The sequence below is a fragment of the Bacillus sp. FJAT-29790 genome (assembly GCF_019039215.1).
Classification (GTDB): Bacteria; Bacillota; Bacilli; order Bacillales; family Cytobacillaceae; genus Cytobacillus.
The window spans coordinates 2079684-2103387 of the sequence record NZ_JAHNZZ010000001.1 but is presented as its reverse complement, the minus strand read 5'-3'; the positions used below and the strand labels follow the sequence as shown (position 1 = coordinate 2103387).

The following is a 23704-nucleotide window of genomic DNA, read 5'->3' as shown; positions in this document are numbered from 1 at the left end:
GACTTTCCTGCATTAATTAGCTGCGTCATAGGATAAAATGAAGGGAGGGGAAGCTGTCTAGATTAGACAGTTATTATGACAATAAATAAGATGTTTGAAGAAACGTTTGAGCGACAAACCCTAGAAGCTTGGAAGCAAAAAGCAGAAGAAACGTTAAAAGGAAAGTCCATTGATTCATTATCAAAAAATACGTATGAAAATATTCAATTAAAACCGCTTTATTCACAGGAGGATTTTAAAGTTCAGGAGGTATCCCAATATCCGGGGCATTCTGATTATAGAAGGGGTGCCAACTCACTAGGATATCTTACAGGCGAATGGAAAATCGCGCAAAAGCTGGAGGCTGAAGACGACGAAAGTTTAAAAAGAACACTGCTTTCATCTTTTGAAAAAGGTCAGACTGCAATTTCGCTTGATACAGATAAAATGAATATGAATGATTTTGAAAAAGTTGTCGAGGATATCTATGCTAAATATCCTTTTAGTATAGAAACAAATCTGCACCAAGCGCTTATTCTCTCCAAGTTGTCACAGCTACCTAACAGTAAAAAAATTTCAGGCTATATCGGAATGGATCCATTAGCTGCAGCCGCTGTCAGTGGCTCAGTACAATCATTCGATGAGGGTTATGATGAATGGGTCAAAGTGATTAAATCAGCAGATAGCAATATGCCAGAGCTGCGGACTATTTTAATTGACACTTGTGTTTACCATAAAGGCGGGGCAAATGCCGTGCAGGAGCTGGCAATTGCTTTATCGACGGGAGTCTGCCATTTACAACAGTTGATTGAGCGATCAGTCAGCCTCGAAAAAATTCTAACAAAAATGGTTTTTAAATTTTCGATCGGTGCAAATTTCTTTATGGAAATTGCCAAGCTCCGGGCGGCAAGATTCCTTTGGGATAAAGTAACCGAAGCATACGGGGCAAAAGCAGAGGATCGAAAAATGGTCATTTCAGCTGAAACGTCGTCTTTTACTAAAACCTCTTATGATCCCTATGTCAATTTATTGAGGGCAGGAAATGAGGCTTTTGCAGCTGTCCTTGGCGGCATACAGTTCCTGCATGTAAGTCCATTTAATGAACCGGAAGGAAAGTCTGCTCCATTTTCCGACAGAATCGCCCGCAATACACAGCTGATTCTAAAGGAAGAAGCCCATATGCAGAAGGTAGCAGATCCAGCTGGCGGGTCCTGGTATGTGGAGCATTTAACAAATGAATTAGCCGAGAAAGCATGGGCATTCTTCCTTCAGATTGAAGAAAAAGGAGGAATGGCTGAAGTATTAAAGTCCGGCTGGATTCAAGATCAGATTGCAGACGTATTAAAGAAAAGAAGCAAAGATATTTTTCAAAGAAAACAAAGCATAATTGGCACAAATATTTTTGCCAATATAAATGAGCAGCCCCTTCAGAGTGAGGGGGAAAACATAAATAGCATAATCAAAGTGGAAAGTAAGAGAATCCCGCAATTGCGTTTATCTGAGCCATTTGAACGCTTGCGGCGGGCAGCGGAAAAAATCAGGCAGTCTGGAAGAGAGCCGAGGGCTGGACTTATTTGTTTAGGGGAATTAAAGGAGCATAAAGCGAGAGCTGATTTTATGACCGGCTTTCTTGCCCCTGGTGGAATCCAGGCCGTAAAAAGTCAGGACATTTCTAACCCGGAAATGGTACTGGATTTTATTGAAAAGACAAATCTAAAGCATTACTTTATTTGCGGAACAAATAAGCAATATGATGAACTCGCAGTGGCTATTATTCGTCTGATTAAAGAAAAGCAGCCGAATGTTACCGTATTTTTAGCTGGCCTTCCTGAAGAGAGCAATCAGCAAACTTTGAAGCAGGCAGGTATAAAAGATTTCATTCATATTCGAAGTAATTGTTATGAAATTCTAACTTCTCTGCTGAATGAGATGGGGGTGGCAAGTGATGACCAAGAAGCCTGATTTCAAAAAGATCGCCCTTTTCGATGGCGTGCAGCTGTCAAAGGAAGAATGGAGAAAGAAAACGGAAGAAGAATTAAACGAGTCGATTGAGGATCTCCTTTTTGAAACAAACGAGCAGATACAAGTAAAGCCGCTTTATACGGAAGAGGATCTTAAAAATTTTCAGCATCTAGACGATAAACCAGGTCTCCCCCCTTATACACGAGGACCTTATCCAACGATGTATGTAAACAGGCCATGGACAGTACGTCAATATGCCGGCTTTTCAACGGCAGAAGAAAGCAACGCTTTTTACCGCCGAAATTTAGCAATGGGGCAAAAAGGCTTATCGGTTGCTTTTGATTTGGCGACACATCGGGGCTATGATTCTGATCATCCAAGAGTTGTCGGTGATGTTGGAAAAGCAGGAGTGGCAATTGACTCCATACTGGACATGAAAACCCTATTTGATGGCATTCCACTTGACCAAATGTCTGTTTCAATGACGATGAACGGGGCCGTCCTGCCGATCATGGCTTTCTTTATTGTGACAGCTGAAGAGCAGGGAGTCAGCCAGGAGAAACTTTCAGGAACGATCCAAAATGATATTTTAAAAGAATACATGGTTCGGAACACTTATATTTATCCGCCGGAAATGTCGATGAAGATTATTGCTGATATATTTGAATATACGTCAAAATACATGCCGAAATTCAACAGTATTAGTATTTCAGGATATCATTTGCAGGAGGCGGGAGCACCTGCTGATATTGAGCTAGCGTACACACTTGCAGACGGATTGGAATATGTGAGAACAGGTCTAAAGGCCGGAATTGATATCGATTCCTTTGCACCGAGGCTTTCCTTCTTCTGGGCAATTGGCATGAACTATTTCATGGAAGTGGCGAAAATGCGCGCCGCTCGGTTTATTTGGGCAAAAATGATGAAAACATTTGAACCGAAAAATTCGAAATCGATGGCACTAAGGACTCATTCCCAAACTTCGGGATGGAGTTTAACAGAGCAGGATCCTTTTAACAATGTAACGAGAACGCTTATTGAAGCGCATGCAGCGGCAATGGGGCACACACAGTCTCTTCATACGAATGCGCTGGATGAAGCCATCGCCTTGCCAACGGATTTTTCTGCTCGAATTGCCCGGAATACCCAGCTGTTTCTTCAGGAAGAAACCGGAATTACGAATGTCATAGATCCTTGGGGCGGCTCCTATTATGTCGAGGCTTTGACAGATCATCTAATTAAACGTGCGTGGGAGCATATCGAAGAAATTGAAAATTTAGGCGGAATGGCGAAAGCGATTGAAACGGGCTTGCCAAAGATGAAAATTGAAGAAGCAGCAGCACGAAGGCAGGCGCAAATTGACTCGGGTAAAGAAATAATCGTCGGTGTCAATAAATACCGTTTGGAAAAAGAAGAACCAATTGAAATTTTAGACATTGATAATACTGCTGTTCGTTCAAAACAACTCGAGAAGCTTGCCCGTTTAAAATCTTCAAGAGATGAGACAAAGGTGCTCAAAGCGCTTGAGGCAATCACAAAGGCAGCTGAAACAGGAGAAGGAAATCTGCTTAAGCTCTCTATTCAAGCAGCAAGAGAAAGAGCGACTCTTGGTGAAATATCGGATGCCATTGAAAAGGTAGCAAATCGGCATAAAGCAATGATTAGGTCCATTAGCGGCATTTATAGTTCTGCTTTTTCAAATGAGGAAGAAATTACGGAAGTAAAGAATATGACCGATGAATTTTTAGAAAATGAAGGCAGAAGGCCCCGGATTCTAATTGCAAAAATGGGTCAAGATGGGCATGACCGGGGAGCAAAGGTGATTTCTACGGCATTCGCCGACTTAGGCTTCGATGTTGATATCGGCCCATTATTTCAGACTCCTGAAGAAACGGCGATTCAAGCGGTGGAAAATGATGTCCATGTAATTGGAATAAGTTCCCTTGCAGCAGGCCATAAAACACTTCTTCCTCAGCTGATCGAAGAGCTTAAAAAGCTTGAACGTGAAGATATTCTCGTTGTTATTGGCGGGGTTATCCCAGCGCAGGATTATCAATATTTACTGGATCATGGGGCAGCTGCTATTTTTGGACCTGGAACAGTCATTCCGGTTGCAGCTCAAAAGGTGATTCGAGTGATTTATAGCCGGCTTGGCTATGAGGAAGTGGCACAATAAATGGATAAAAAGCCAGAATGGTTTGATGAAAAAAATCCAGAGAATTTTTCAAGCATCGTGCGAAAAGGTGTTCAAAGTGATCATAGACCTTCAAACTTTGTAAAGAAAGGGAAATTCCAAAAGAGAGCTCAATCAGAACTAAATATAGAGGAATTGTCTGAAGGAATCCTTAAGGGAAACAGAAGTTTGCTGGCCCGTTCGATCACTTTAATTGAAAGCAACGCTGAGCATCATTTTCGACATGCGCAGGCTCTTTTGCAAAAACTCCTTCCCCATTCGGGCAAAGCGCTTCGAATTGGGATTACGGGTGTTCCAGGTGCGGGAAAAAGCACATTTATAGAAGCATTTGGTACTTTTTTATGTGATCTTGGTTTAAAGGTTGCGGTCCTTGCTGTTGATCCAAGCTCAAGTATTAGCGGTGGCAGCATTCTTGGCGATAAAACGAGAATGGAGCAGCTTTCAAGAAACCCGAAGGCCTTTATCCGACCTTCACCGTCAGCCGGCAAGCTAGGCGGTGTTCACAGAAAAACAAGGGAAACGATGCTCCTTTGTGAAGCGGCCGGTTTTGATGTGATTCTTGTTGAAACCGTCGGCGTCGGCCAAAGTGAAGTTATTGTCAGGGATATGGTTGACTTTTTCATGCTGCTTGTATTGACAGGTGCAGGCGATGAGCTGCAAGGGATGAAAAAAGGGATCATGGAACTGGCTGATGCGATTGTCGTTAATAAAGCAGATGGGTCGAACAAAACGCTGGCATTAAAAACAAAGCATGAATATAATCGCATCCTGCATTTCCTTCAGCCAGCCACAAAAGGCTGGGAATCGAAGGCATTTATGTGCTCAGGTCTCTATCAAGAGGGGATGACAGAAATCTGGCAAACGATTCAAACGTTTGAGGAGAAAACGAAGAGCTCAGGCGTTTTTGAAGACAGACGAAGAACACAAACGAAAGAATGGATTTATTCGATGATTATCGATCAGCTGCAATTCAGCTTTTTCTATCATCAAGACGTTAAGCAGCTTCTGCCGAAAATAGAAAACGAAGTCATTTCGGGGGATCGTACAGTAACCTCAGCAGTTGAAGAGCTTTTCAATGTATATATGAAGAACCTTACGTAAAAAGCTGCCATCCTATTGGCAGTTTTTTTAAAACTGGTATTTTTCAATTTATCAGCCAATTATTGATGTTTATCAGCCAAAATTTAAGGTTTAACGGCCAATTATCTCCATTTAACGGCCAAATTTCATAATTTATCGGCCAAACTATGAAACAAGCGCTTGAATGACACATTTCGATTCTCTTAATTGAAATTAATACGCTACAATTGGTATGATGTATGTAAAGCAATTCTAATTTTTGTAGGGGAGCGAATTTGATGAATATGGATTTCAATTTATTTATGAATGATATTGTTACACAGGCACGCCAAGAAATGGTGTCTGCTGGCTATTCAGAATTAAAAACACCGGAAGAGGTCGAAAAGGCTGTTGAACAAAAAGGAACAACGCTTGTGATGATTAATTCTGTTTGCGGCTGCGCCGGCGGTATCGCCCGTCCTGCTGCCGTTCATTCCTTACACTATGATAAGCGCCCTGACCACTTAGTTACAGTATTTGCCGGCCAGGATAAAGAAGCAACAGCAACAGCTCGTAATTATTTCACAGGATATCCGCCATCCTCTCCATCCTTTGCACTGTTGAAAGATGGCAAGCTTTGCACGATGATTGAACGGCATGAAATTGAAGGCCACGAACCAATGGCAGTCGTCCAAAAGCTTCAGAATGCATTTGAACAATTTTGCGAAGATCTTTAATGAATATGAAAAATCCCGGTTTTGGACATCCGGGATTTTTTTTTGTGTTTTTCGGAATAATAAAACATTATAATAATATATTTTATATTTAATGATTTTATTGCATAAATATGAAGGTGTGTTAAAATACATTTTAGAGAATAACTATTAATTTTCACTGAAACACTTGAAAATTGATAGAAGATCAATAATAATATAATTGTAATTATGAAAATTACTAATATTCGAAAAATTATAGGAGGAAAATATTTTGATGAAAAGAATATTCTCATATTTTGTTGTAAGTGTTTTAATAGTTGGGTTACTGGCAGCGTGTGGTACAAGCAATAAAAACAATGGTTCAGGTGAAAATAATTCAAATGAGAAAAAAACATTGAAAATGGGAACTTCTGCTGACTATTCGCCGTTTGAATTCATTGATACAGCAAAAGGCGATGATATTATCGGGCTAGATATTGATATTGCAAAAGCTGTAGCAGAAAAGCTGGGTTATAATTTGGACATACGTGATATGGATTTTGGCGGTTTAATTCAGGCGCTACAATCCGGGCAGGTTGATTTTGTTATGTCCGCTATGTCTGCGACTGATGAGAGAAAAAATAGTGTAGACTTCAGTGAAATCTACTATACTTCAAAGCATATGATTGTTTCTAAAAAAGACAGCGGGATTACTTCAGTTGAAGAACTTAGCGGGAAAAAAGTCGGAGTCCAATTAGGATCCATTCAGGAAGAAAAAGCGAAGGATTTAACAGAAGAAGTAGATATGAAGGTTGAAAACCGCAATCGGATTCCAGAATTGATTCAGGAGATTAAGGCAGGACGTTTTGATGCTGCGCTTATTGAAGATACAGTTGCAAATGGATATTTAGCAAAGGATTCTGACCTAGAGGGCTTCACAATTGAAGATGCTGATGGCGGTTATGCCATCGCATTTCCGAAGAACAGTGAACTTACAGAGGAGTTCAATAAAGTATTGAAAGAAATGTTAGATAACGGCGAGGTTGAGAAAATCATTAATAAATGGTTTGAAGGAAAATAATGATGAAGCGTTCAGAAGACTTTTGTTTTCTGAACGTATTTCTCTTTACGATTCTATCGCAGATTAACAGATATCAAACCAACTAATGGAAGTTTTCACTTTATTCGATAGTGAGAGGATTGGTTTACAGGATGAACTTTGATTTTTCTTCTATTATGCCTTCCCTGCCTTATATATTAAAAGGAATTGGTGTGACACTCCAAATTGTATTTGCGGCAGGGATATTAGGATTTTTACTTGGAATTATTCTATCCTTATTTAAAATTAGTTCGATTAAAGCCCTCGGATGGATTGCGGATGCTTATACATCCATATTCAGGGGTACGCCTATGGTTTTACAGCTAATGATCATTTATTTTGGCTCCCCGCAAATCTTTGGGTACCAAATTGAGCCATATGTGGCAGCTGTTTTAGCATTCGGATTGAATTCTTCTGCTTATATTTCTGAAATTATTCGTGCGGGGATTCTGGCTGTTGATAAGGGCCAGAGTGAAGCAGCAATGGCGCTTGGCGTTCCATATCGGCCGATGATGCTAAATATCATTCTGCCACAGGCATTGAAAAATATTTTGCCAGCCTTAATGAATGAGTTTATAACGCTGACAAAGGAATCTGCGATTGTGACAACAATCGGAGTTATGGATATTATGCGCAGAGCCTATCAGGTCGGAGCGGACAAGTTCCGTTTCATTGAACCATTACTATTAGCAGGACTTATTTATTACTTAATGGTCATTACATTAACATTCCTTGGTAAAGCGGTCGAGAGGAGAATGAGACGCAGTGATTAAGGTAGAAAATTTGCATAAAACGTATGGGAAGCTCGAAGTCTTGAAAGGAATATCGACGTCGATCAAAAATGGGGAAGTTGTTGCAATTATTGGTCCATCAGGATCGGGAAAATCTACTTTTCTTCGCTGCATCAATTTGCTAGAAGTGCCATCAAGTGGACATATCTTAATCAATGACCAAGATATTACAGATAAGAAAACAAATATTATGAAGGTGCGTCAGAAAGTTGGGATGGTATTTCAGCATTTCCACTTATTTCCCCATAAGACAGTTCTGCAAAACTTAACTTATGCACCAATGAAGGTGAAGGGCTTGTCGAAACAGGAAGCAGAGAAGACAGGCCTTGAACTGTTAGGAAAAGTCGGCTTATCTTCTAAAGCCAACGAATATCCGAACCGGTTATCAGGAGGGCAAAAACAGCGTGTCGCGATTGCTCGTGCACTTGCCATGCAGCCCGATGTCATGTTGTTTGATGAACCTACATCCGCGCTTGATCCGGAGATGGTAAAGGAAGTATTAGATGTAATGAAATCACTCGCACATACCGGGATGACGATGGCAATTGTCACCCATGAGATGGGTTTTGCGAGAGAGGTTGCTGATCGTGTGCTCTTTTTGGATGGTGGCGTGCTTGTGGAGGATGCTCCACCAAAAGAATTTTTTACGAACCCTTCTTCTGATCGTGCGAAGGATTTCTTGCAAAAAATGCTCTAAAAAGTATAATCTATTGAAGAAGATGATCAAATTTGATCATCTTCTCTTTTTTTGGAGATAATTTCAACTTTATTCAGCAGAAGTCTCTAAACGATATAAGTGGCGAGATGAATGCAAATAGGTATCCAATTTAGAGGGAGGGCAAACTCCCGCTGAATAAAGTTAAGCCTCCGGCGAGCCTTTCGATTTTTTAAGGAATTTATTGAGCAAGCTAAGGTAAAAATCTGGGCGTAAATACGCCAAGGCGAATTTGATTGAGAATCTACCACAATTGGACTTTATAGGGGATATTATCAGATGAAGTTTCGAATAGGCTACAGAACGATTAAAACAGCAATTGGAACGCCAGCAGCTATTATTTTTGCACAAATACTTGGATTTGAGAATTATGTTTCGGCAGGTATTATTACAATCCTTTGCATACAAGCTACGAAAAAAAAATCACTACAGATCTCCTGGGCTCGATTTTTCGCTTGTTTAATAGCAATGGCCTTTTCAGCCATCTTATTTGAAGGTATTTCGTACCATCCTTTAATGATTGGTTTGCTATTATTATTGTTTATTCCAACAGCTGTCATGCTTAAAGTGAGTGACGGAATTGTCAGCAGCACCGTCATCATTCTGCATATTTACTCAGCGGGTCATGTGACAAGCGAGCTGCTTCTTAATGAATTGGGCATAATTATTATTGGTATTGGAGTTGCCCTTATGGCGAATCTTTATATGCCGAGCCTTGATCGCAGGCTGGAGGAATATCAAATAGAAATCGAGGAAAATTTTAAGCGTATTTTTGATGAGATTGTGATTTATTTACGGATGAATGAAAGTAATTGGGATGGAATGGAAATAACAGAAACGATACAATTAATCAACGAGGCCGAAACGTTAGCATATCGAGATGTGGAAAATCACTTTTTGCGTGAAGAAAATTTATATTATCAATATTTTAAAATGAGGGAAAAACAATTCGAGATTATTGAACGGGTCATGCCAATCGTCACTTCTGTTACCCATACGGTCGACCAAAGTGAGATGATTGCTGATTTCATTGAGGAATTGTCAGAAAATATCCATCCGGGAAATACAGCAATCCAGTTTTTAAAGAAGCTGAATACAATGAGGGATTCGTTTGTTGAAATGGATTTGCCAAAAACCCGCGAGGAATTTGAAGCTCGTGCTGCCCTTTTTCAATTTGTAAAAGAAATGGAGCAGTACTTATTAATTAAAAGCTCTTTTCAAGGGCTAAATAAAGGGAAGAATGTGAATCATTCGGGAGGAGCTCGGTTAAGGTGAACCTTCCATCAGGGGTTGATCTTTTCCACTGATGGTTAGTTGCGGCCCACAGGAAGTGGGTCACGCAGACGTTGCCACAGGATAAGGAAAGCTTCGTCAGCATAATCATCGCACGAAGAAAAAGTGCTCTTCTTTTTCGAGGACGTGGCGTTTTTAGTCTGTGTTCCTAAGGCGGGCTTTTACGGGCAGTCCCCCTACTTCAGCTTATTGGATTCCTTGAAGTGGGGGATACTGCCCGTTAATGCGGGATAAACTAAGGAAAAGAACAAGGCAGGTGTTTGCATGCTTAAGTTCGTTTCCGCTATGTTGATTACTTTTGTTCTCTCGCCCATCTGGCCCCTAGGTCTAAATCCAACGCCTGGGGATCCTTTTGTGATTGTCAATAAAAAGACGAATGAAGTAGCATTTATTAATGATAACAAGGTGCAAACTGTCATTACAGCCGCAACTGGGAAGACTGAGGATTTAACACCTGAAGGGTTTTTTACAATCACTGTGAAAGCAGTGAAACCTTATTACCGGAAAAAAGATATCGTGGGCGGAGCTCCTAATAATCCATTAGGGTCAAGATGGATTGGATTTGACGCTGCAGAGACAGATGGAAGGACATATGGGATTCATGGCACAAACGATCCGGCTTCCATCGGAAAATATATATCCCAAGGCTGTATTCGATTACAAAATGAAGCGGTTGAATCCTTATATGATTTAGTTCCGATCGGCACGAAAATATTAGTCGTTACTTCTGCGGAGAGTTATGAGAAGCTGGGAAAAGAATACGGTGCAATTAAATGAAAAAAGGGGACTGTAGGAGATACAGCCCTTTTTCAATGGGTAGAAAGTATAACTTTTTTTAAGACAGTGAACTGTCTAGCTTTAGGCTCCTTGCGCTCTTCTTAATAATCTATTAAAAAAACATGGCTGCTCCTACTAAGAGTGTTGATGCAAGCATGGCAAATATCATTAAATAAACAATAATCTTTCTTGCTTTTCTATTAGACAATTTCATTCCTCCTCATAAACATCATTCTCTTACATCCATTTTACTAAGAAAATTCAAATTGAACAACCGCTCGATTTTAAAAGGATTTTCGACATAATTAGCGAATAGTTAAAGTATTCGTTTTTTAATACTTTTTTAGTTGATTGGAGCGGAAATCAACTGTACCTTATTTTGTTTAAATAGCAACAAAGTTTACGTAAACAGTTATTCATAAATCGTAATTCGAGCAGGGGGGAACAGGCTTGATTAAAAAAGTAGACCATATTGGAATTGCCGTCCGTTCACTAGAAGAGGCTCTGCCATTTTACACAGAAATACTTCGACTTCCGCTTCTTGGAATCGAAGAAGTCGATAGTGAAAAGGTGAAGGTTGCGTTTCTGAAAGCCGGAGAAACGAAGCTTGAGTTACTAGAACCGACAAGTTCTGAGAGCCCAATTGCTAAGTATATTGAAAAACGCGGCGAAGGCATTCACCATGTAGCATTAGGAGTGGATTCAATCCAAGAGCGGATCAATGAAATGAAAGAAAAAGGAATCCGAATGCTTAATGAGATGCCAAAAGCGGGGGCTGGAGGAGCGCAAGTTGCTTTCATGCACCCAAAATCTACAGGAAGCGTCCTATATGAATTTTGCGAAAAGAAAGGATTGAAATAAGAATATGGCAGACATTTACGAAAAGATAAATGAATTATATGATCGCCGCAGGGAGATCGAAATGGGCGGAGGCGATGAACGAATAGAAAAGCAGCATGAAAAAGGGAAGCTGACGGCAAGAGAAAGGATTGAGTTATTAATCGATCCTGGCACTTTCGTTGAGTTAAATCCTTTTATTGAACATCGCTGCACGGACTTTGGACTTGAAGGGCAAAAAGGACCAGGCGACGGAGTTGTGACTGGTTATGGAAAAGTGAATGGAAGGCCGATTTTTTTATTTTCCCAGGATTTCACCGTGTTTGGGGGCGCCCTTGGCGAAATGCACGCGAAGAAAATTGCGAATGTGATGGATTTAGCAGCTTCTAATGGAGCACCGTTTGTCGGTTTGAATGATTCAGGTGGAGCAAGAATTCAAGAGGGTGTTGTCTCACTTGATGGCTATGGGCATATTTTTTACCGGAATTCGATTTATTCAGGTGTGATTCCGCAAATTTCTGTAATCATGGGGCCTTGTGCGGGCGGAGCAGTTTATTCTCCGGCAATTACGGATTTTGTGTTCATGGTTGAGAAAACGAGCCAAATGTTTATTACGGGTCCGAAAGTGATTGAAACAGTAACGGGGGAACAAATATCCCCTGAAGACTTAGGCGGTGCAAGAGTACATAATACGATTAGTGGAAATGCACATTTTAAGGGGGAGTCGGAGGAAGAAGTGATCAGACAGGTTCGTAGACTACTTAGCTTCCTGCCGCAAAACAATGAGGAGAAACCTCCGTTTATTCAGCTTAACGAGGATGATGATTATCGTCCGGATTTAACGGATGTCATTCCATTTGATGCAGTTCGTCCTTATGATGTTCGTAAAGTGATTGAACAGGTTGTAGATGCTGACTCCTTTATGGAAGTTCAGCAGGATTTTGCCAAAAACATCGTTGTCGGTTTAGCGAGAATCAAAGGTGAAGTCGTTGGCCTTGTTTGTAATCAGCCGAAATTTATGGCGGGTGGCCTTGATATTGATTCATCCGATAAAGCGGCAAGGTTTATTCGTTTTTGTGACTCTTTCAATATTCCGCTGATTACGTTTGAGGATGTAACAGGATTCTTCCCTGGTGTTAAACAAGAGCATGGCGGGATTATCCGTCATGGGGCGAAAATATTGTATGCGTATTCAGAAGCGACAGTTCCGAAGCTTACGGTTATTTTAAGAAAAGCATTCGGAGGTGCGTATGTAGCCTTAAACAGTAAATCGATTGGCGCCGACCTTGTGTTTGCCTGGCCAAATGCAGAGGTAGCGGTGATGGGACCACAAGGGGCAGCGAATATTATTTTCGCAAGAGAAATCCAAAATAGCGAGGATCCGGAAGCGACAAGAGCCCAGAAAATCGAAGAATATCGCGAAAAATTCGCGAACCCGTATGTGGCAGCGAGCAGGGGAATGGTCGACGATGTGATTGATCCGCGTGAAACAAGAATAAAGATCATCCAGTCACTCGAAATGTTAAGGAACAAAAAGGAAACGCGCCCAAAAAAGAAGCACGGTAATATTCCGTTGTAAAACCCAAATGTATTTGCAAAAAAGTCACTTTATTTGCAAAAATCCTGTTATATTTGCAAATAGAATGCAGAGGCGTATACTTGGCTTAGTAAACATATAATATTTGGAGGTACCAACTTTAATGATTAATCACGAACGATTGTTAAATGAATTTTTAGAGCTTGTTCAAATCGATTCGGAAACAAAGTATGAAACACAAATTGCAAAGGTGTTAAAGAAGAAATTCCGGGATTTAGGTGTGGAAGTGTATGAAGATGATACAACAGCAGTGACTGGCCATGGGGCAGGAAACTTGATTTGTACACTTCAAGGGGCAAAAGAGAGCGTCGATCCGATCTATTTTACATCTCATATGGACACGGTCGTGCCTGGAAACGGAATTAAGCCATCAATTAAAGATGGCTATGTTGTAACGGATGGCACGACCATTTTAGGCGCTGATGATAAAGCAGGTCTAGCTGTCATGCTTGAGGTTGTTAAAGTGTTAAAAGAACAAAACATTGAACATGGCACAATTCAGTTTATTATTACGGTTGGAGAAGAGTCCGGTTTAGTCGGTGCGAAGGCCCTCGATCCTGCTTTAATTAAAGCGAAATACGGCTATGCTCTTGATAGTGATGGCAAAGTTGGCAATATTATTGTCGCTGCCCCAACCCAAGCAAAGGTGAAAGCAACGATTCTTGGAAAAACAGCTCATGCGGGCGTTGCGCCGGAAAAAGGCATTTCAGCAATAACAATGGCAGCCAAAGCGATTTCTAGAATGCCTCTAGGACGAATTGATGAAGAAACGACTGCTAATATCGGCCGCTTTGAAGGGGGAAGGCAGACGAATATCGTTTGTGATCATGTCGATATTTTAGCTGAGGCACGATCCCTTATTAGTGAAAAAATGGAGCAGCAAGTCAGCAAAATGAAGGAAGCCTTTGAAAGTGCGGCTGAAGAAATGGGTGGGAAAGCAGAAGTTGAAGTACAGATCATGTACCCTGGCTTTAAATTTGGCGCTGGTGACCATGTCGTCGAAGTAGCCCGCGCGGCTGCAGCTAAAATCGGCCGCAGCTGTGAGCTATTGAATAGCGGTGGTGGCAGTGACGCAAATGTTATCGCAGGCTTCGGCATCCCAACAGTTAACCTTGCTGTCGGCTATGAAGAAATCCATACAACAAATGAGCGTATGCCAATTGAAGAATTAAATAAACTCGCTGAGTTGGTGATTGCGATCATTGAAGAAGTAACTGCACAATAGCAAGGGAAGAGAACCGAATCGGTTCTCTTTTTTGCTGTTTGTGAGAAGTTAATTTGATCAAACTTTATTTCAATGTTACAGGTGAAAAAAATTAGAAGTTTTCTGGTTTTTCATCGTTTTGTAAAGAAATATAAATATTGGCAACAATCCGAATGACAAAATGAAGTTTTGTTTAAATTGATTGATTATTGAAAACGCTTTAATCTAAGTGTATAAGGTTACAACAAATAAGTTGAAGGGGGAAGAAGAGATGAATGAATCAGTTAAAGATAAATCAGATGTAAAAGTAAAAATACAAAGGGTCGGCAGTTATTTAAGCGGTATGGTTATGCCGAATATTGGGGCCTTCATCGCTTGGGGACTTATCACAGCATTATTTATACCAACGGGCTGGCTGCCTAATGAGGACCTATCTACACTTGTAGGCCCAATGATCACGTTCTTACTGCCATTATTAATTGGATTTACCGGTGGTCGAATGGTTTATGACATTCGCGGTGGTGTCGTAGGGGCGACGGCTACTATGGGTGTAATAGTCGGAACAGATATTCCGATGTTTTTAGGAGCCATGATTATGGGGCCAATCGGAGGATACGTCATTAAGAAATTTGACGAAGCTATTCATGGTAAAATCAAATCTGGATTTGAAATGTTAGTTAATAACTTCTCTGCAGGAATTATAGGTGGTCTTTTAACATTAGCAGCTTATAAAGGCGTTGGACCAGTTGTTGAAGGCTTAAGTAAGGCCTTAGCAAAAGGTGTTGAAGTGATTGTTAATGCAAACCTATTGCCATTAGCAAATATCTTTATTGAACCAGCCAAAATACTATTCCTTAATAATGCGATAAACCATGGGATCTTAAGCCCTTTAGGAATTGATCAAGCGGCAAAAGTCGGTAAATCAATTCTCTTCTTACTAGAAACAAACCCTGGCCCAGGATTAGGTATCCTGCTTGCTTACTGGTTGTTTGGAAAAGGAACAGCGAAACAAACAGCACCAGGTGCAGTAATTATCCACTTCTTAGGTGGAATTCATGAAATTTACTTCCCATATATCTTAATGAAACCGAAGCTTTTACTTGCAGCAATAGCAGGGGGAGTTAGTGGAGTATTCACGTTTAACCTTTTTAATGCAGGTCTTGTGGCAGCGCCATCACCAGGTAGTATTTTTGCCCTGCTTGCGATGACTCCTAAAGGAAATTATGTCGGAGTATTAGCCGGTGTATTAGTAGCGACAGCTGTTTCCTTCGCTGTGGCGTCATTAATCTTGAAGACAAGCAAAGCAACTGATGAGGATTTATCTTCCGCGGCAGCAAAGATGGAAGAAATGAAAGGCAAGAAAAGCTCTGTTTCTTCAGTTTTAACAAGCGCACAAGATGCTATTAATCCTGAAAATGTAAACAAAATTGTTTTTGCCTGTGATGCTGGTATGGGATCAAGTGCAATGGGTGCGTCTATATTAAGAAACAAAATGCAAAAGGCTGGCTTAGATGTAACGGTAATTAACACAGCAATTAACAATTTACCAGAAGACGCTGATGTGGTCATTACCCACAAAGACTTAACAGACCGCGCAAAAGCAAAACTTCCAATCGCTAAGCATATTTCAGTAGAAAACTTTTTAAATAGTCCTAGGTATGAGGAATTAGTAAATAATTTAAAGAAATAGTGTAACAAAAAGCCTAGATGCAATGTGCTAGGCTTTCGTCCATTTTAATAATGTCAACAATGAAGTTGACTAAATAATAAAGCTTCTGTTGTATAGTGGGATAGATGGGGATAAAATTTATATTGTCATTAGAAATTTTGGCAACATCGTAAGACTGAAGGTTGACGGTCGACTTTGAGGGAGTGAGAAGTATGTATATTTCCGCAAGGGAAAGACAAATCCTTGAAATCTTATTTAAGAATACGGATGAAATGACCGTGAAAGATCTTGCAGATCAAATTGGTGTAAGTGGAAGGACGATCCATCGGGATTTAAAAAACGTAGAGATTATTCTCGGGGAATACAACCTCTCATTACTGAAAAAATCAGGGGTTGGCGTCCAAATAATAGGTGAACATAACAAAATTCGCGAACTGGAGCTGCATTTGTTTAATCTCTCGCATACAGAATATACGCCGGATGAACGACAAACCATTATTTTAAGTGAGCTATTAGAAACAAATGAACCTATAAAACTTCTTAGTCTTGCCAACGATTTAAATATTACGATTGCTACGGTGAGTGCTGATTTAACCAAACTGGAAGAGAGATTACAAACCTTTGGTTTAGCGCTCATTCGAAGAAGAGGCTATGGAGTTGAATTAGAAGGTGATGAAGGCGCTAAAAGAAGGGCCATGAGCAGTCTAATCTCTGAATATCTTGATGAATCAGAAATTCTCTCATTGACACGTGAAAATATTCAAAAGCGATCGGTCCAGCAAATTCATACCATCTCTGAAAGACTTATGGGACTTGTTGAAAAGAAAAAGCTCGTTACTGTTGAAAAAATAGTGAGTTCGATTGTCCAGGAACTACCTTTTTCGATGGCCGATAGTGCCTATATTGGTTTAGTCGTTCATTTAGCATTGGCTGTGGAACGAATACTAAAAGGCGAAGGGATTATTATTAATCAATCCTATTTGGATAATCAAAAAGTAACGAAAGAATACAAATTTGCAGAAAAAATTGTTGCTCAATTGGAGCAAGTTTTTACTATTAACATACCTGAGGCAGAGATTGCATACATAACTATGCACTTAAAAGGTGCGAAGCTAAGGCATGATAATGAATATTTTAACGAGGATACCAGCTTACAGGTTGCCATTATGACAAAGAACCTAATTGAAAATGTTGGGAAATCCATCGGAATGGACTTATCGGCAAATCGCTCCTTGTTTGAAGGACTTGTCATGCATTTAAAGCCAGCTATCTATCGAATGAAGCAAAAGATGGGGATAAGTAACCCATTGTTAGATAAAATTAAACGAGATTATGCTGATTTGTTTGTAATCGTCAAACAGGCAGCAGAGCAGGTATTGCATGGTTTTTATGTTCCTGAAGAGGAAATAGGGTATCTTGTCATGCATTTTGGAGCAGCGGTTATGGGCAACAGAGAGCTTATAAACTTTAAAACTCTTGTAGTTTGTTCAAGTGGGATTGGTACATCTAAAATGCTAGCAACAAGATTACAAAAAGAGTTCCCTGAACTAAAGCATATCCAAAATGTGTCTGTCATGGAATTTAGAAGAATGAAAAGTGCTGATTATCAATTAGTGATTTCCACGATCCCTATTCCGGATTATGAATTAGATTATATTGTGGTAAATCCATTTTTAAATAAAGATGAGATTGAGAAGATTCGTTCCTTTATCAATGAATATAGGATCGTGAACATTACCGAAAAACATCTCCCAGTCACGTTCAATGCCAATGTGAGCAAAAAGAGTGCAGCCAAGTTAATTGAGGAAATGCATCGTATCCGCGAATATGCGGAAACGATTGGCACTATACTTAAGGGGTTTGAAGTAAACGAAATAAGCGGGTACATAACTAAAGAAGAAATATTAACTCAAGCTTGTCTAAAGCTCTTTAATAAACAAAAAATTGACGATATAGAAGCTGTCGTTAAGAAACTCCTTGAAAGAGAAAGGCTTGGGGCAATTGGTATTCCTGAAACGGGGATGGCATTATTTCATACACTTTCACCACATGTGATGCATCCGAGCTTTGGTATAACTGTCCTGCAAACGCCAATAAAGGTTGCCGGTATGGATGAAAATGAAGTGGAAATGAAGTTTTTAGTATTACTGCTATCGCCTACAAATACATCGGAAAAAGCATTAGAAGTGTTAAGTTATTTAAGCTCATTGTTAATTGAAAGTGAAGAAAATATAGCCGTTTTTCAATCACAAGACTATGTCAAGATAGCAGGATTGCTTACAGCAAGATTGGATCAATTTTTCAATGAGAAATTACAAGAATTTAGGAGTGTTTAATCATGACGAAATCCATTTTGGCAAAAGAAAATATTTTATTAAATGCCGCTGTAGCATCTAAAGAAGAAGCAATTAAATTAACAGGAAGCATTCTTGTGGAAAAAGGTTATGTGGACTCAAACTATATCGAAAAAATGCTTGAAAGAGAACAATTAACCTCTACTTACATGGGTAATTTTGTAGCGATTCCACATGGTACCGAGGAGTCGAAGTCGTTTGTTAAAGAATCGGGAATTTCCTTCATTCAAGTTCCTCAAGGTGTGGACTTCGGTGCTGGAAACATCGTAAAGCTATTAATTGGAATTGCTGGTAAAGATAATGAACATTTAGATATTCTATCTAAGATTGCGATTGTTTGTTCAGAAGAAGAAAATATTGAGAAGCTGGTTTCCGCAAAATCAGCGGATGAAATTTTAGCAATCTTTGAAGAGGTAAACTAATATGTTAGCTGTCCACTTTGGAGCGGGAAATATCGGCCGCGGATTTATCGGGAATTTATTATATCATTCCGGGTATGAAACTTGCTTTGTAGATGTAAACGACGAAATTGTCCGTTTACTAAATGAAAAACAAGAGTATCGGGTTGTGCTTGCAGACCAGATGCAAGAAGAGATTATGATTAAAAATGTAAGAGCAATCAATAGTGCGTCAAACCCAGAGCAAGTGATTGCTGCAATTGCAGAAGCTGATTTAGTAACAACTGCGATCGGGCCAAATATTCTTCCTATGATTTCAGGTTTAATTGCGGATGGTTTGCGCAAACGTGTGGAACAAACAAATACCCCACTAAATATTATTGCATGTGAAAATATGATTGGCGGCAGTTCACTTTTAAAAGAGAAGATTTTTGAAAAATTAACAGTTAACGAAAAGTCAAAATTTGAAGGGCTCTTTGGCTTTCCGGATTCCACGGTCGACCGCATTGTTCCGAATCAAGTGAATGAAGATAAACTCATGGTGAAGGTTGAACCGTTTTATGAATGGGTGGTAGAGGAGCCAAAGATTATCGGAGAAAAACCGCCTGTTAAAGGAATCACATATGTTCAAGAATTAGTACCCTATATTGAACGTAAGCTATTCACTGTCAATACAGGGCATGCGTTGGCTGCCTACTTTGGTTATTATTTCGGAGTGGACACCATCAATCAGGCAATGAAGAATCGGCAAATTAGCGACTTGGTTGAGGGGGCGCTTAAAGAAAGCGGTGAATTTTTAGTAAAAAAATACGGCTTCAACCAAGCTGACCATATGAAATACATTCAAAAGATAATCGGACGCTTCTCTAATTCTTATATTGTTGACGAAGTCACAAGAGTAGGACGTTCACCGATTCGTAAGCTTGGACCAAACGACCGCCTGGTTAGCCCTGCAAGACAATATGCTGAAGTGACTGGAAAAGAGCCTGAATATCTTTTGAAAGGGATTGCCGCAGCTTTCATGTATGATTATCAAGGTGATAAGGAAGCAGTACAAGTTCAAACTGTTATCAAGGAATACGGACTAGAAACAGCGATTGAGAAGTATACACAGCTTGGTCCAACATTGAAATTGTTTGCAGGGATTGTTGAGCAATACAATCAGTTGAAGGCAACTAAATAAATATTAGCTATGGGATAGAATTAGGGCCTTGATGATACAGAAGATTAGGCTCCTAATTCTTTTTTTATGAAATTATTATTATTTTTCTTTTATCCCGATTATTACTGATGGAAGATTCACTTTATCTAGTAATTTTGTATCTATTGACTAGTTCTTATTCCAACAGTTATGGTATATTTGTAATATATATATAGGGGAAATATACCCACTTGATCACAGGAGGGTTTTGCTATGGAAGAAACAAATAAAGTCGTAGTATTTCAAGTTGGGCAGGAAGAATATGCAATACAGATCCAATTTGTGATTTCAATTGAAAAAGTGGACGGGATTACTCCAATCCCTCATTTACCTAATTATGTGAATGGGATTACTAAAGTTAGAGGTGAACTAATTCCAGTTGTTGATTTTGGAAAAATACTTTATAACCAGTCAATTGGGGCTAATGAATTAACTAAAATGCTAGTTTTACAGACCGATGCGCTTTCGATCGGTGTAATTGTGGCAGATGCAAAGGAAATCATTGATATCCCAGCTGATAAATTAAAGCAGGTAGGGCTGATTGGTTACCAAAAGACGACTTATTTTTCAGGCATCGCAAACCTGGATTCACGAGTAGTCACCATGATTGACCCGTCTATATTGGTTAACTCACTTGATGGGATTAGAGAAATACAGGAATTTATGAAGTCCCAAAAAGAAACTATATAAGTACATTTGAGCAGAGGGTTGAAGATGAACCTCTGTTTTTTTGTTTAAAGATGAAACAAACTAGCTCATTTTGTTAAAATATAAGGAGAATACGTGCAAGGAAGTGTCGGCATGAAACAAATGTATCCGAAAAATGGGCGTGTCATTTTGCATGTTGATATGAATAGTTTTTATGCATCAGTGGAGATGGCCTATCATCCTTCTTTAAAAGGGAAGCCTTTGGCCATTGCTGGCAATCCAGAGGAACGGCGAGGGATCATTGTAACGTGCAGCTATGAAGCAAGAAGCTTTGGTGTAAAAACAACGATGCCTTTATGGGAAGCGAAGAAGCTTTGTCCGCAGCTGATTGTAAAAAAGCCTAACTTCGATCGGTACCGGGCTGCTTCCATTGGGATGTTTGAGATTTTAAGCCAATATTCTGTCCTCGTTGAACCTGTCTCGATTGATGAAGGCTATGTGGATATAACAGAAAGCTATGAGTATGGAACACCTCTAGAAATTGCTGATACGATTCAAAAACGAATTCTACAGCAGCTTGATTTGCCATGCAGCATTGGGGTTGCGCCAAATAAATTTCTCGCTAAGATGGCTTCTGACATGAAGAAGCCGATGGGAATAACCGTGCTGCGGAAAAGAGATGTGCGATCGGTTCTTTGGCCGATGGATGTAGAGGAAATGCATGGAGTTGGGAAAAAGACCGGTGAGAAATTGCGGACGATCCAAATTCGGACGATTGGTGATTTAGCAAAGGCGAATGAAATCCAGCTAAAATCGATTCTTGGAATCAATGGTCCGCGTCTGAAGGAAAAAGCGAATGGGAATGATCGGAGGCCTGTTGATCCCGAGGCTGCCGCTGAGTTTAAAAGTATCGGAAATTCAACAACCTTGCCGCGGGATATTTCTAATCAGCAGGAGCTGCTTTATGTATTAGCAAAGCTAGCTGAAACAGTTTCCGTTAGACTAAAAAGAAAAAAGGTCCTTGCTGCCTCATTAGGCATAACTATCCGGTTCAAGGATAGAAAGACGATTACAAGAAGCCGAAAACTTAACAATCCGATTCAGCAGGAAGATGAAATCTTTGAAATGGCAAAGCAGCTGTTCTTAAAACATTGGAGTGGAAATTCGGTTCGTCTTCTTGGGATTACCGGCATGGATTTAGTTGAACAAACCGAGGCTGTTAAACAGCTTGATCTTTTCAGTTTTGAAAAAGAAGCGAAGAAAGAACCACTTTTTCAAACAATGGCCGCATTGCGCAAAAAATATGGCGCTCATATTATTGAAAATGCCGTAATGCTGCCAGAAATAAAAAAACAGCAACAAAACATTGGCGCGGAAACAAGTTTTAATAAAGACTTTTTACATGATTTCCCTTACAAAAAAGAGTAGAAGTGTTAATTTGGAAATAGAAGTGTGAAACTTGCGAATAGAGATGAAGAATTTGCAAATAGAAGTATGTAACTCGCGAATAGTGATGCAAAACTTGTAAAAGGAAACAGCCCAGATAAGATTGTCTAGGCTGTTTTTTGTACCCACAATGAATTGTCGCTTAGCAGTTACTCACATCTAAATCCGTTACTGGCCACCAAAAGAACCCGTCTTTTTCTAATAGTTCATCAGCTTCACGCGGTCCCATCGTTCCTGATTTGTAGTTCGGGAAGTTTTCTGCTTTTGTATTTTCCCACACTTCAGAAATCTTATCGACAAAGCTCCATGACAGGGCTACTTCATCCCAGTGGGTGAAGTTCGTCGCATCTCCGTTCATGCAGTCAAAAAGCAGCTTCTCATAAGCTTCAGGCGTATTAATTCCATCTATCCCTTTATTCGCAAAATTTAACTTTACAGGTGTTGCTTCCATATTTTGTCCTGCCTTTTTAGCGTTTAAGTAGAGGGTAATGCCTTCTTCGGGCTGAATATGGATAACGAGCAAATTTGGATTAAGTGTTTGCTCGCTTTGGTAATACAAATTCATCGGAATATCTTTAAATTGAATGACGATTTTTGTTGATTTCGCTTCCATTCTTTTACCTGTCCGTATATAGATTGGTACTCCGGCCCAGCGGAAATTATCGATCACTAGCTTCCCGGCAACATAAGTTTCCGTATTTGACTGCGGATCAACCATCTGCTCTTCTCGATAAGCAGGAACCTCTTTACCATCGTTGATGCCCTTGTCGTATTGGCCGCGAACGAAATAATCCTTGACCAAATCTCCCTCTAATGGACGCATCGCACGGAAGACCTTAACTTTCTCCGATCTGATTTCGTCGGTAGTCAGACGAATCGGAGGCTCCATGGCGAGTAAAGCGACCATTTGCAGCATATGGTTTTGAACCATATCCCTAAGAGCACCGCTATTTTCATAATAACGACCCCGTTCCTCTACACCAAGCACTTCACTCGACGTTAGCTGGATATTTGAAATATAACGATTATTCCATAACGGTTCAAAAATCGCATTTGCAAAACGAATCACTTCAATATTTTGCACCATTTCTTTTCCTAAGTAATGGTCAATCCGATAAATTTCATTTTCGGAAAAAGATTGTCTAATTTGTTTATTCAACTGTTTCGCAGACTCTAGATCGTGTCCGAAAGGTTTTTCGATGACAAGACGTTTAAATCCTTGGACATCAGTTAATCCATCTGCTTTTAAATGTTCAGCAATCGTGCCAAAGAATTCAGGGGCCATTGCCAAGTAAAAAATGCGGTTTCCTTCTAAAGCATAATGGCTATCCAATTTCGCGGCCATTTTTTTCAAAGCCAAATAGGAACTCGAATCCGTGACATCATGCGAATGATAATAAAAATGAGAAATAAATTCAGTTATGTCCTCATTATTATCAACTGCGGTTTGTATGGAATTTTTTACACTTAATTGGAACTCCTCATTCGATAGTGGTCTTCTAGCAATACCGATAACAGCAAAACGCTCTGAGAGCTTTCCTGTTTTATACAATCGGTATAGGGATGGGAACAATTTTCGATTGGCCAAATCCCCTGTTGCTCCGAAAATCATAATCAATGCGGTCGGTTTTTCATCTTTTTTCACGTTTTATGGACCTCTTTTCAATCAAAATTCGATAACGACAGTAAAAATATCGCCACATGAGCGACATTTTAAAATCTTCTACCAAAAACTATACCATACAATATTAATACTTTCGCTAACATAATAAAAGAATAATGGAGC

The 23704-nt window shown here is 39.8% G+C and carries 20 protein-coding genes; 18 read left to right on the top strand and 2 right to left on the bottom strand.

Annotated elements, in window-relative coordinates; all coding sequences use genetic code 11:
- Positions 1 to 75 precede the first annotated feature (75 nt).
- The 9 genes from BGM26_RS09965 (at position 76) to BGM26_RS09925 (ending at position 10564) form a co-directional block, all read left to right on the top strand.
- Positions 76 to 1941, top strand: a complete 1866-nt coding sequence (locus BGM26_RS09965; RefSeq protein WP_217039672.1) for a methylmalonyl-CoA mutase family protein — start codon at positions 76 to 78, stop codon at positions 1939 to 1941.
- Positions 1925 to 4117: a methylmalonyl-CoA mutase gene (gene scpA / locus BGM26_RS09960; RefSeq protein WP_217039671.1), complete on the top strand. Its 2193-nt coding sequence runs from the start codon at positions 1925 to 1927 to the stop codon at positions 4115 to 4117. The genes BGM26_RS09965 and scpA overlap by 17 nt, the downstream gene beginning before the upstream one ends.
- Positions 4118 to 5236 (top strand): methylmalonyl Co-A mutase-associated GTPase MeaB, encoded by a 1119-nt coding sequence (gene meaB, locus BGM26_RS09955; protein ID WP_217039670.1) that lies wholly within the window; start codon positions 4118 to 4120, stop codon positions 5234 to 5236. It abuts the gene before it with no gap.
- A gap of 257 nt (positions 5237 to 5493) precedes the next feature.
- Positions 5494 to 5931 carry a BrxA/BrxB family bacilliredoxin gene (locus BGM26_RS09950; protein ID WP_217039669.1) on the top strand — a complete coding sequence of 146 codons (438 nt, stop codon included), beginning with the start codon at positions 5494 to 5496 and terminating at the stop codon, positions 5929 to 5931.
- 253 nt (positions 5932 to 6184) lie between these two features.
- Positions 6185 to 6970 carry a transporter substrate-binding domain-containing protein gene (locus BGM26_RS09945; protein WP_217040732.1) on the top strand — a complete coding sequence of 262 codons (786 nt, stop codon included), beginning with the start codon at positions 6185 to 6187 and terminating at the stop codon, positions 6968 to 6970.
- A gap of 131 nt (positions 6971 to 7101) precedes the next feature.
- The gene (locus BGM26_RS09940) at positions 7102 to 7761 is read left to right on the top strand and encodes an amino acid ABC transporter permease (protein ID WP_217039668.1); all 660 of its coding nucleotides are present in this window, start codon (positions 7102 to 7104) and stop codon (positions 7759 to 7761) included.
- Positions 7754 to 8476: an amino acid ABC transporter ATP-binding protein gene (locus BGM26_RS09935; RefSeq protein WP_217039667.1), complete on the top strand. Its 723-nt coding sequence runs from the start codon at positions 7754 to 7756 to the stop codon at positions 8474 to 8476. Before BGM26_RS09940 ends, BGM26_RS09935 begins: the two co-directional genes overlap by 8 nt.
- Positions 8477 to 8773: 297 nt before the next feature.
- A complete protein-coding gene (locus BGM26_RS09930) occupies positions 8774 to 9769 on the top strand; it encodes an aromatic acid exporter family protein (RefSeq protein ID WP_217039666.1) in 996 nt (331 codons plus the stop codon).
- Positions 9770 to 10051: 282 nt separating this feature from the next.
- Positions 10052 to 10564, top strand: coding sequence for a L,D-transpeptidase (locus BGM26_RS09925; RefSeq protein ID WP_217039665.1), 513 nt, complete (start codon positions 10052 to 10054; stop codon positions 10562 to 10564).
- Positions 10565 to 10676: 112 nt separating this feature from the next.
- Here BGM26_RS09925 and prli42 read toward each other — a convergent pair whose 3' ends face one another.
- The gene (prli42, locus tag BGM26_RS09920; RefSeq protein WP_254119193.1) at positions 10677 to 10778 is read right to left on the bottom strand and encodes a stressosome-associated protein Prli42; all 102 of its coding nucleotides are present in this window, start codon (positions 10776 to 10778) and stop codon (positions 10677 to 10679) included.
- A gap of 236 nt (positions 10779 to 11014) precedes the next feature.
- Here prli42 and mce point away from each other — a divergent pair, with 236 nt between their 5' ends.
- The 9 genes from mce (at position 11015) to BGM26_RS09875 (ending at position 21900) form a co-directional block, all read left to right on the top strand.
- The gene (gene mce, locus BGM26_RS09915; protein WP_217039663.1) at positions 11015 to 11425 is read left to right on the top strand and encodes a methylmalonyl-CoA epimerase; all 411 of its coding nucleotides are present in this window, start codon (positions 11015 to 11017) and stop codon (positions 11423 to 11425) included.
- 4 nt (positions 11426 to 11429) lie between these two features.
- Positions 11430 to 12980, top strand: a complete 1551-nt coding sequence (locus BGM26_RS09910; RefSeq protein ID WP_217039662.1) for an acyl-CoA carboxylase subunit beta — start codon at positions 11430 to 11432, stop codon at positions 12978 to 12980.
- Between the two features lie 121 nt (positions 12981 to 13101).
- Positions 13102 to 14223, top strand: a complete 1122-nt coding sequence (locus BGM26_RS09905; protein ID WP_217039661.1) for a M20/M25/M40 family metallo-hydrolase — start codon at positions 13102 to 13104, stop codon at positions 14221 to 14223.
- 250 nt (positions 14224 to 14473) lie between these two features.
- Positions 14474 to 15892: a PTS mannitol transporter subunit IIBC gene (locus BGM26_RS09900; RefSeq protein WP_217039660.1), complete on the top strand. Its 1419-nt coding sequence runs from the start codon at positions 14474 to 14476 to the stop codon at positions 15890 to 15892.
- A gap of 191 nt (positions 15893 to 16083) precedes the next feature.
- Positions 16084 to 18207: a BglG family transcription antiterminator gene (locus BGM26_RS09895; RefSeq protein ID WP_217039659.1), complete on the top strand. Its 2124-nt coding sequence runs from the start codon at positions 16084 to 16086 to the stop codon at positions 18205 to 18207.
- A gap of 2 nt (positions 18208 to 18209) precedes the next feature.
- Positions 18210 to 18647, top strand: coding sequence for a PTS mannitol transporter subunit IIA (locus tag BGM26_RS09890; protein ID WP_217039658.1), 438 nt, complete (start codon positions 18210 to 18212; stop codon positions 18645 to 18647).
- Position 18648: 1 nt separating this feature from the next.
- Positions 18649 to 19806 carry a mannitol-1-phosphate 5-dehydrogenase gene (locus tag BGM26_RS09885; protein ID WP_217039657.1) on the top strand — a complete coding sequence of 386 codons (1158 nt, stop codon included), beginning with the start codon at positions 18649 to 18651 and terminating at the stop codon, positions 19804 to 19806.
- Positions 19807 to 20037: 231 nt separating this feature from the next.
- A complete protein-coding gene (locus BGM26_RS09880) occupies positions 20038 to 20514 on the top strand; it encodes a chemotaxis protein CheW (protein ID WP_217039656.1) in 477 nt (158 codons plus the stop codon).
- A 111-nt stretch (positions 20515 to 20625) separates the two neighbouring features.
- Entirely contained in the window at positions 20626 to 21900 is a 1275-nt protein-coding gene (locus BGM26_RS09875; RefSeq protein WP_217039655.1) for a DNA polymerase IV, read from the top strand.
- 160 nt (positions 21901 to 22060) lie between these two features.
- Here the strand turns inward: BGM26_RS09875 and zwf are convergent, their stop codons facing one another.
- Positions 22061 to 23530 carry a glucose-6-phosphate dehydrogenase gene (gene zwf, locus BGM26_RS09870; protein WP_217040731.1) on the bottom strand — a complete coding sequence of 490 codons (1470 nt, stop codon included), beginning with the start codon at positions 23528 to 23530 and terminating at the stop codon, positions 22061 to 22063.
- Positions 23531 to 23704: the final 174 nt, after the last annotated feature.

Coding starts and splice junctions, on each gene's coding strand:
- BGM26_RS09965 (WP_217039672.1), top strand. CDS start 76: ATGACAATAAATAAGATGTTTGAAGAAACGTTTGAGCGACAAACCCTA.
- scpA (WP_217039671.1), top strand. CDS start 1,925: ATGACCAAGAAGCCTGATTTCAAAAAGATCGCCCTTTTCGATGGCGTG.
- meaB (WP_217039670.1), top strand. CDS start 4,118: ATGGATAAAAAGCCAGAATGGTTTGATGAAAAAAATCCAGAGAATTTT.
- BGM26_RS09950 (WP_217039669.1), top strand. CDS start 5,494: ATGAATATGGATTTCAATTTATTTATGAATGATATTGTTACACAGGCA.
- BGM26_RS09945 (WP_217040732.1), top strand. CDS start 6,185: ATGAAAAGAATATTCTCATATTTTGTTGTAAGTGTTTTAATAGTTGGG.
- BGM26_RS09940 (WP_217039668.1), top strand. CDS start 7,102: ATGAACTTTGATTTTTCTTCTATTATGCCTTCCCTGCCTTATATATTA.
- BGM26_RS09930 (WP_217039666.1), top strand. CDS start 8,774: ATGAAGTTTCGAATAGGCTACAGAACGATTAAAACAGCAATTGGAACG.
- BGM26_RS09925 (WP_217039665.1), top strand. CDS start 10,052: ATGCTTAAGTTCGTTTCCGCTATGTTGATTACTTTTGTTCTCTCGCCC.
- prli42 (WP_254119193.1), bottom strand. CDS start 10,778: ATGAAATTGTCTAATAGAAAAGCAAGAAAGATTATTGTTTATTTAATG.
- BGM26_RS09910 (WP_217039662.1), top strand. CDS start 11,430: ATGGCAGACATTTACGAAAAGATAAATGAATTATATGATCGCCGCAGG.
- BGM26_RS09905 (WP_217039661.1), top strand. CDS start 13,102: ATGATTAATCACGAACGATTGTTAAATGAATTTTTAGAGCTTGTTCAA.
- BGM26_RS09900 (WP_217039660.1), top strand. CDS start 14,474: ATGAATGAATCAGTTAAAGATAAATCAGATGTAAAAGTAAAAATACAA.
- BGM26_RS09895 (WP_217039659.1), top strand. CDS start 16,084: ATGTATATTTCCGCAAGGGAAAGACAAATCCTTGAAATCTTATTTAAG.
- BGM26_RS09890 (WP_217039658.1), top strand. CDS start 18,210: ATGACGAAATCCATTTTGGCAAAAGAAAATATTTTATTAAATGCCGCT.
- BGM26_RS09885 (WP_217039657.1), top strand. CDS start 18,649: ATGTTAGCTGTCCACTTTGGAGCGGGAAATATCGGCCGCGGATTTATC.
- BGM26_RS09880 (WP_217039656.1), top strand. CDS start 20,038: ATGGAAGAAACAAATAAAGTCGTAGTATTTCAAGTTGGGCAGGAAGAA.
- BGM26_RS09875 (WP_217039655.1), top strand. CDS start 20,626: ATGAAACAAATGTATCCGAAAAATGGGCGTGTCATTTTGCATGTTGAT.
- zwf (WP_217040731.1), bottom strand. CDS start 23,530: ATGATTTTCGGAGCAACAGGGGATTTGGCCAATCGAAAATTGTTCCCA.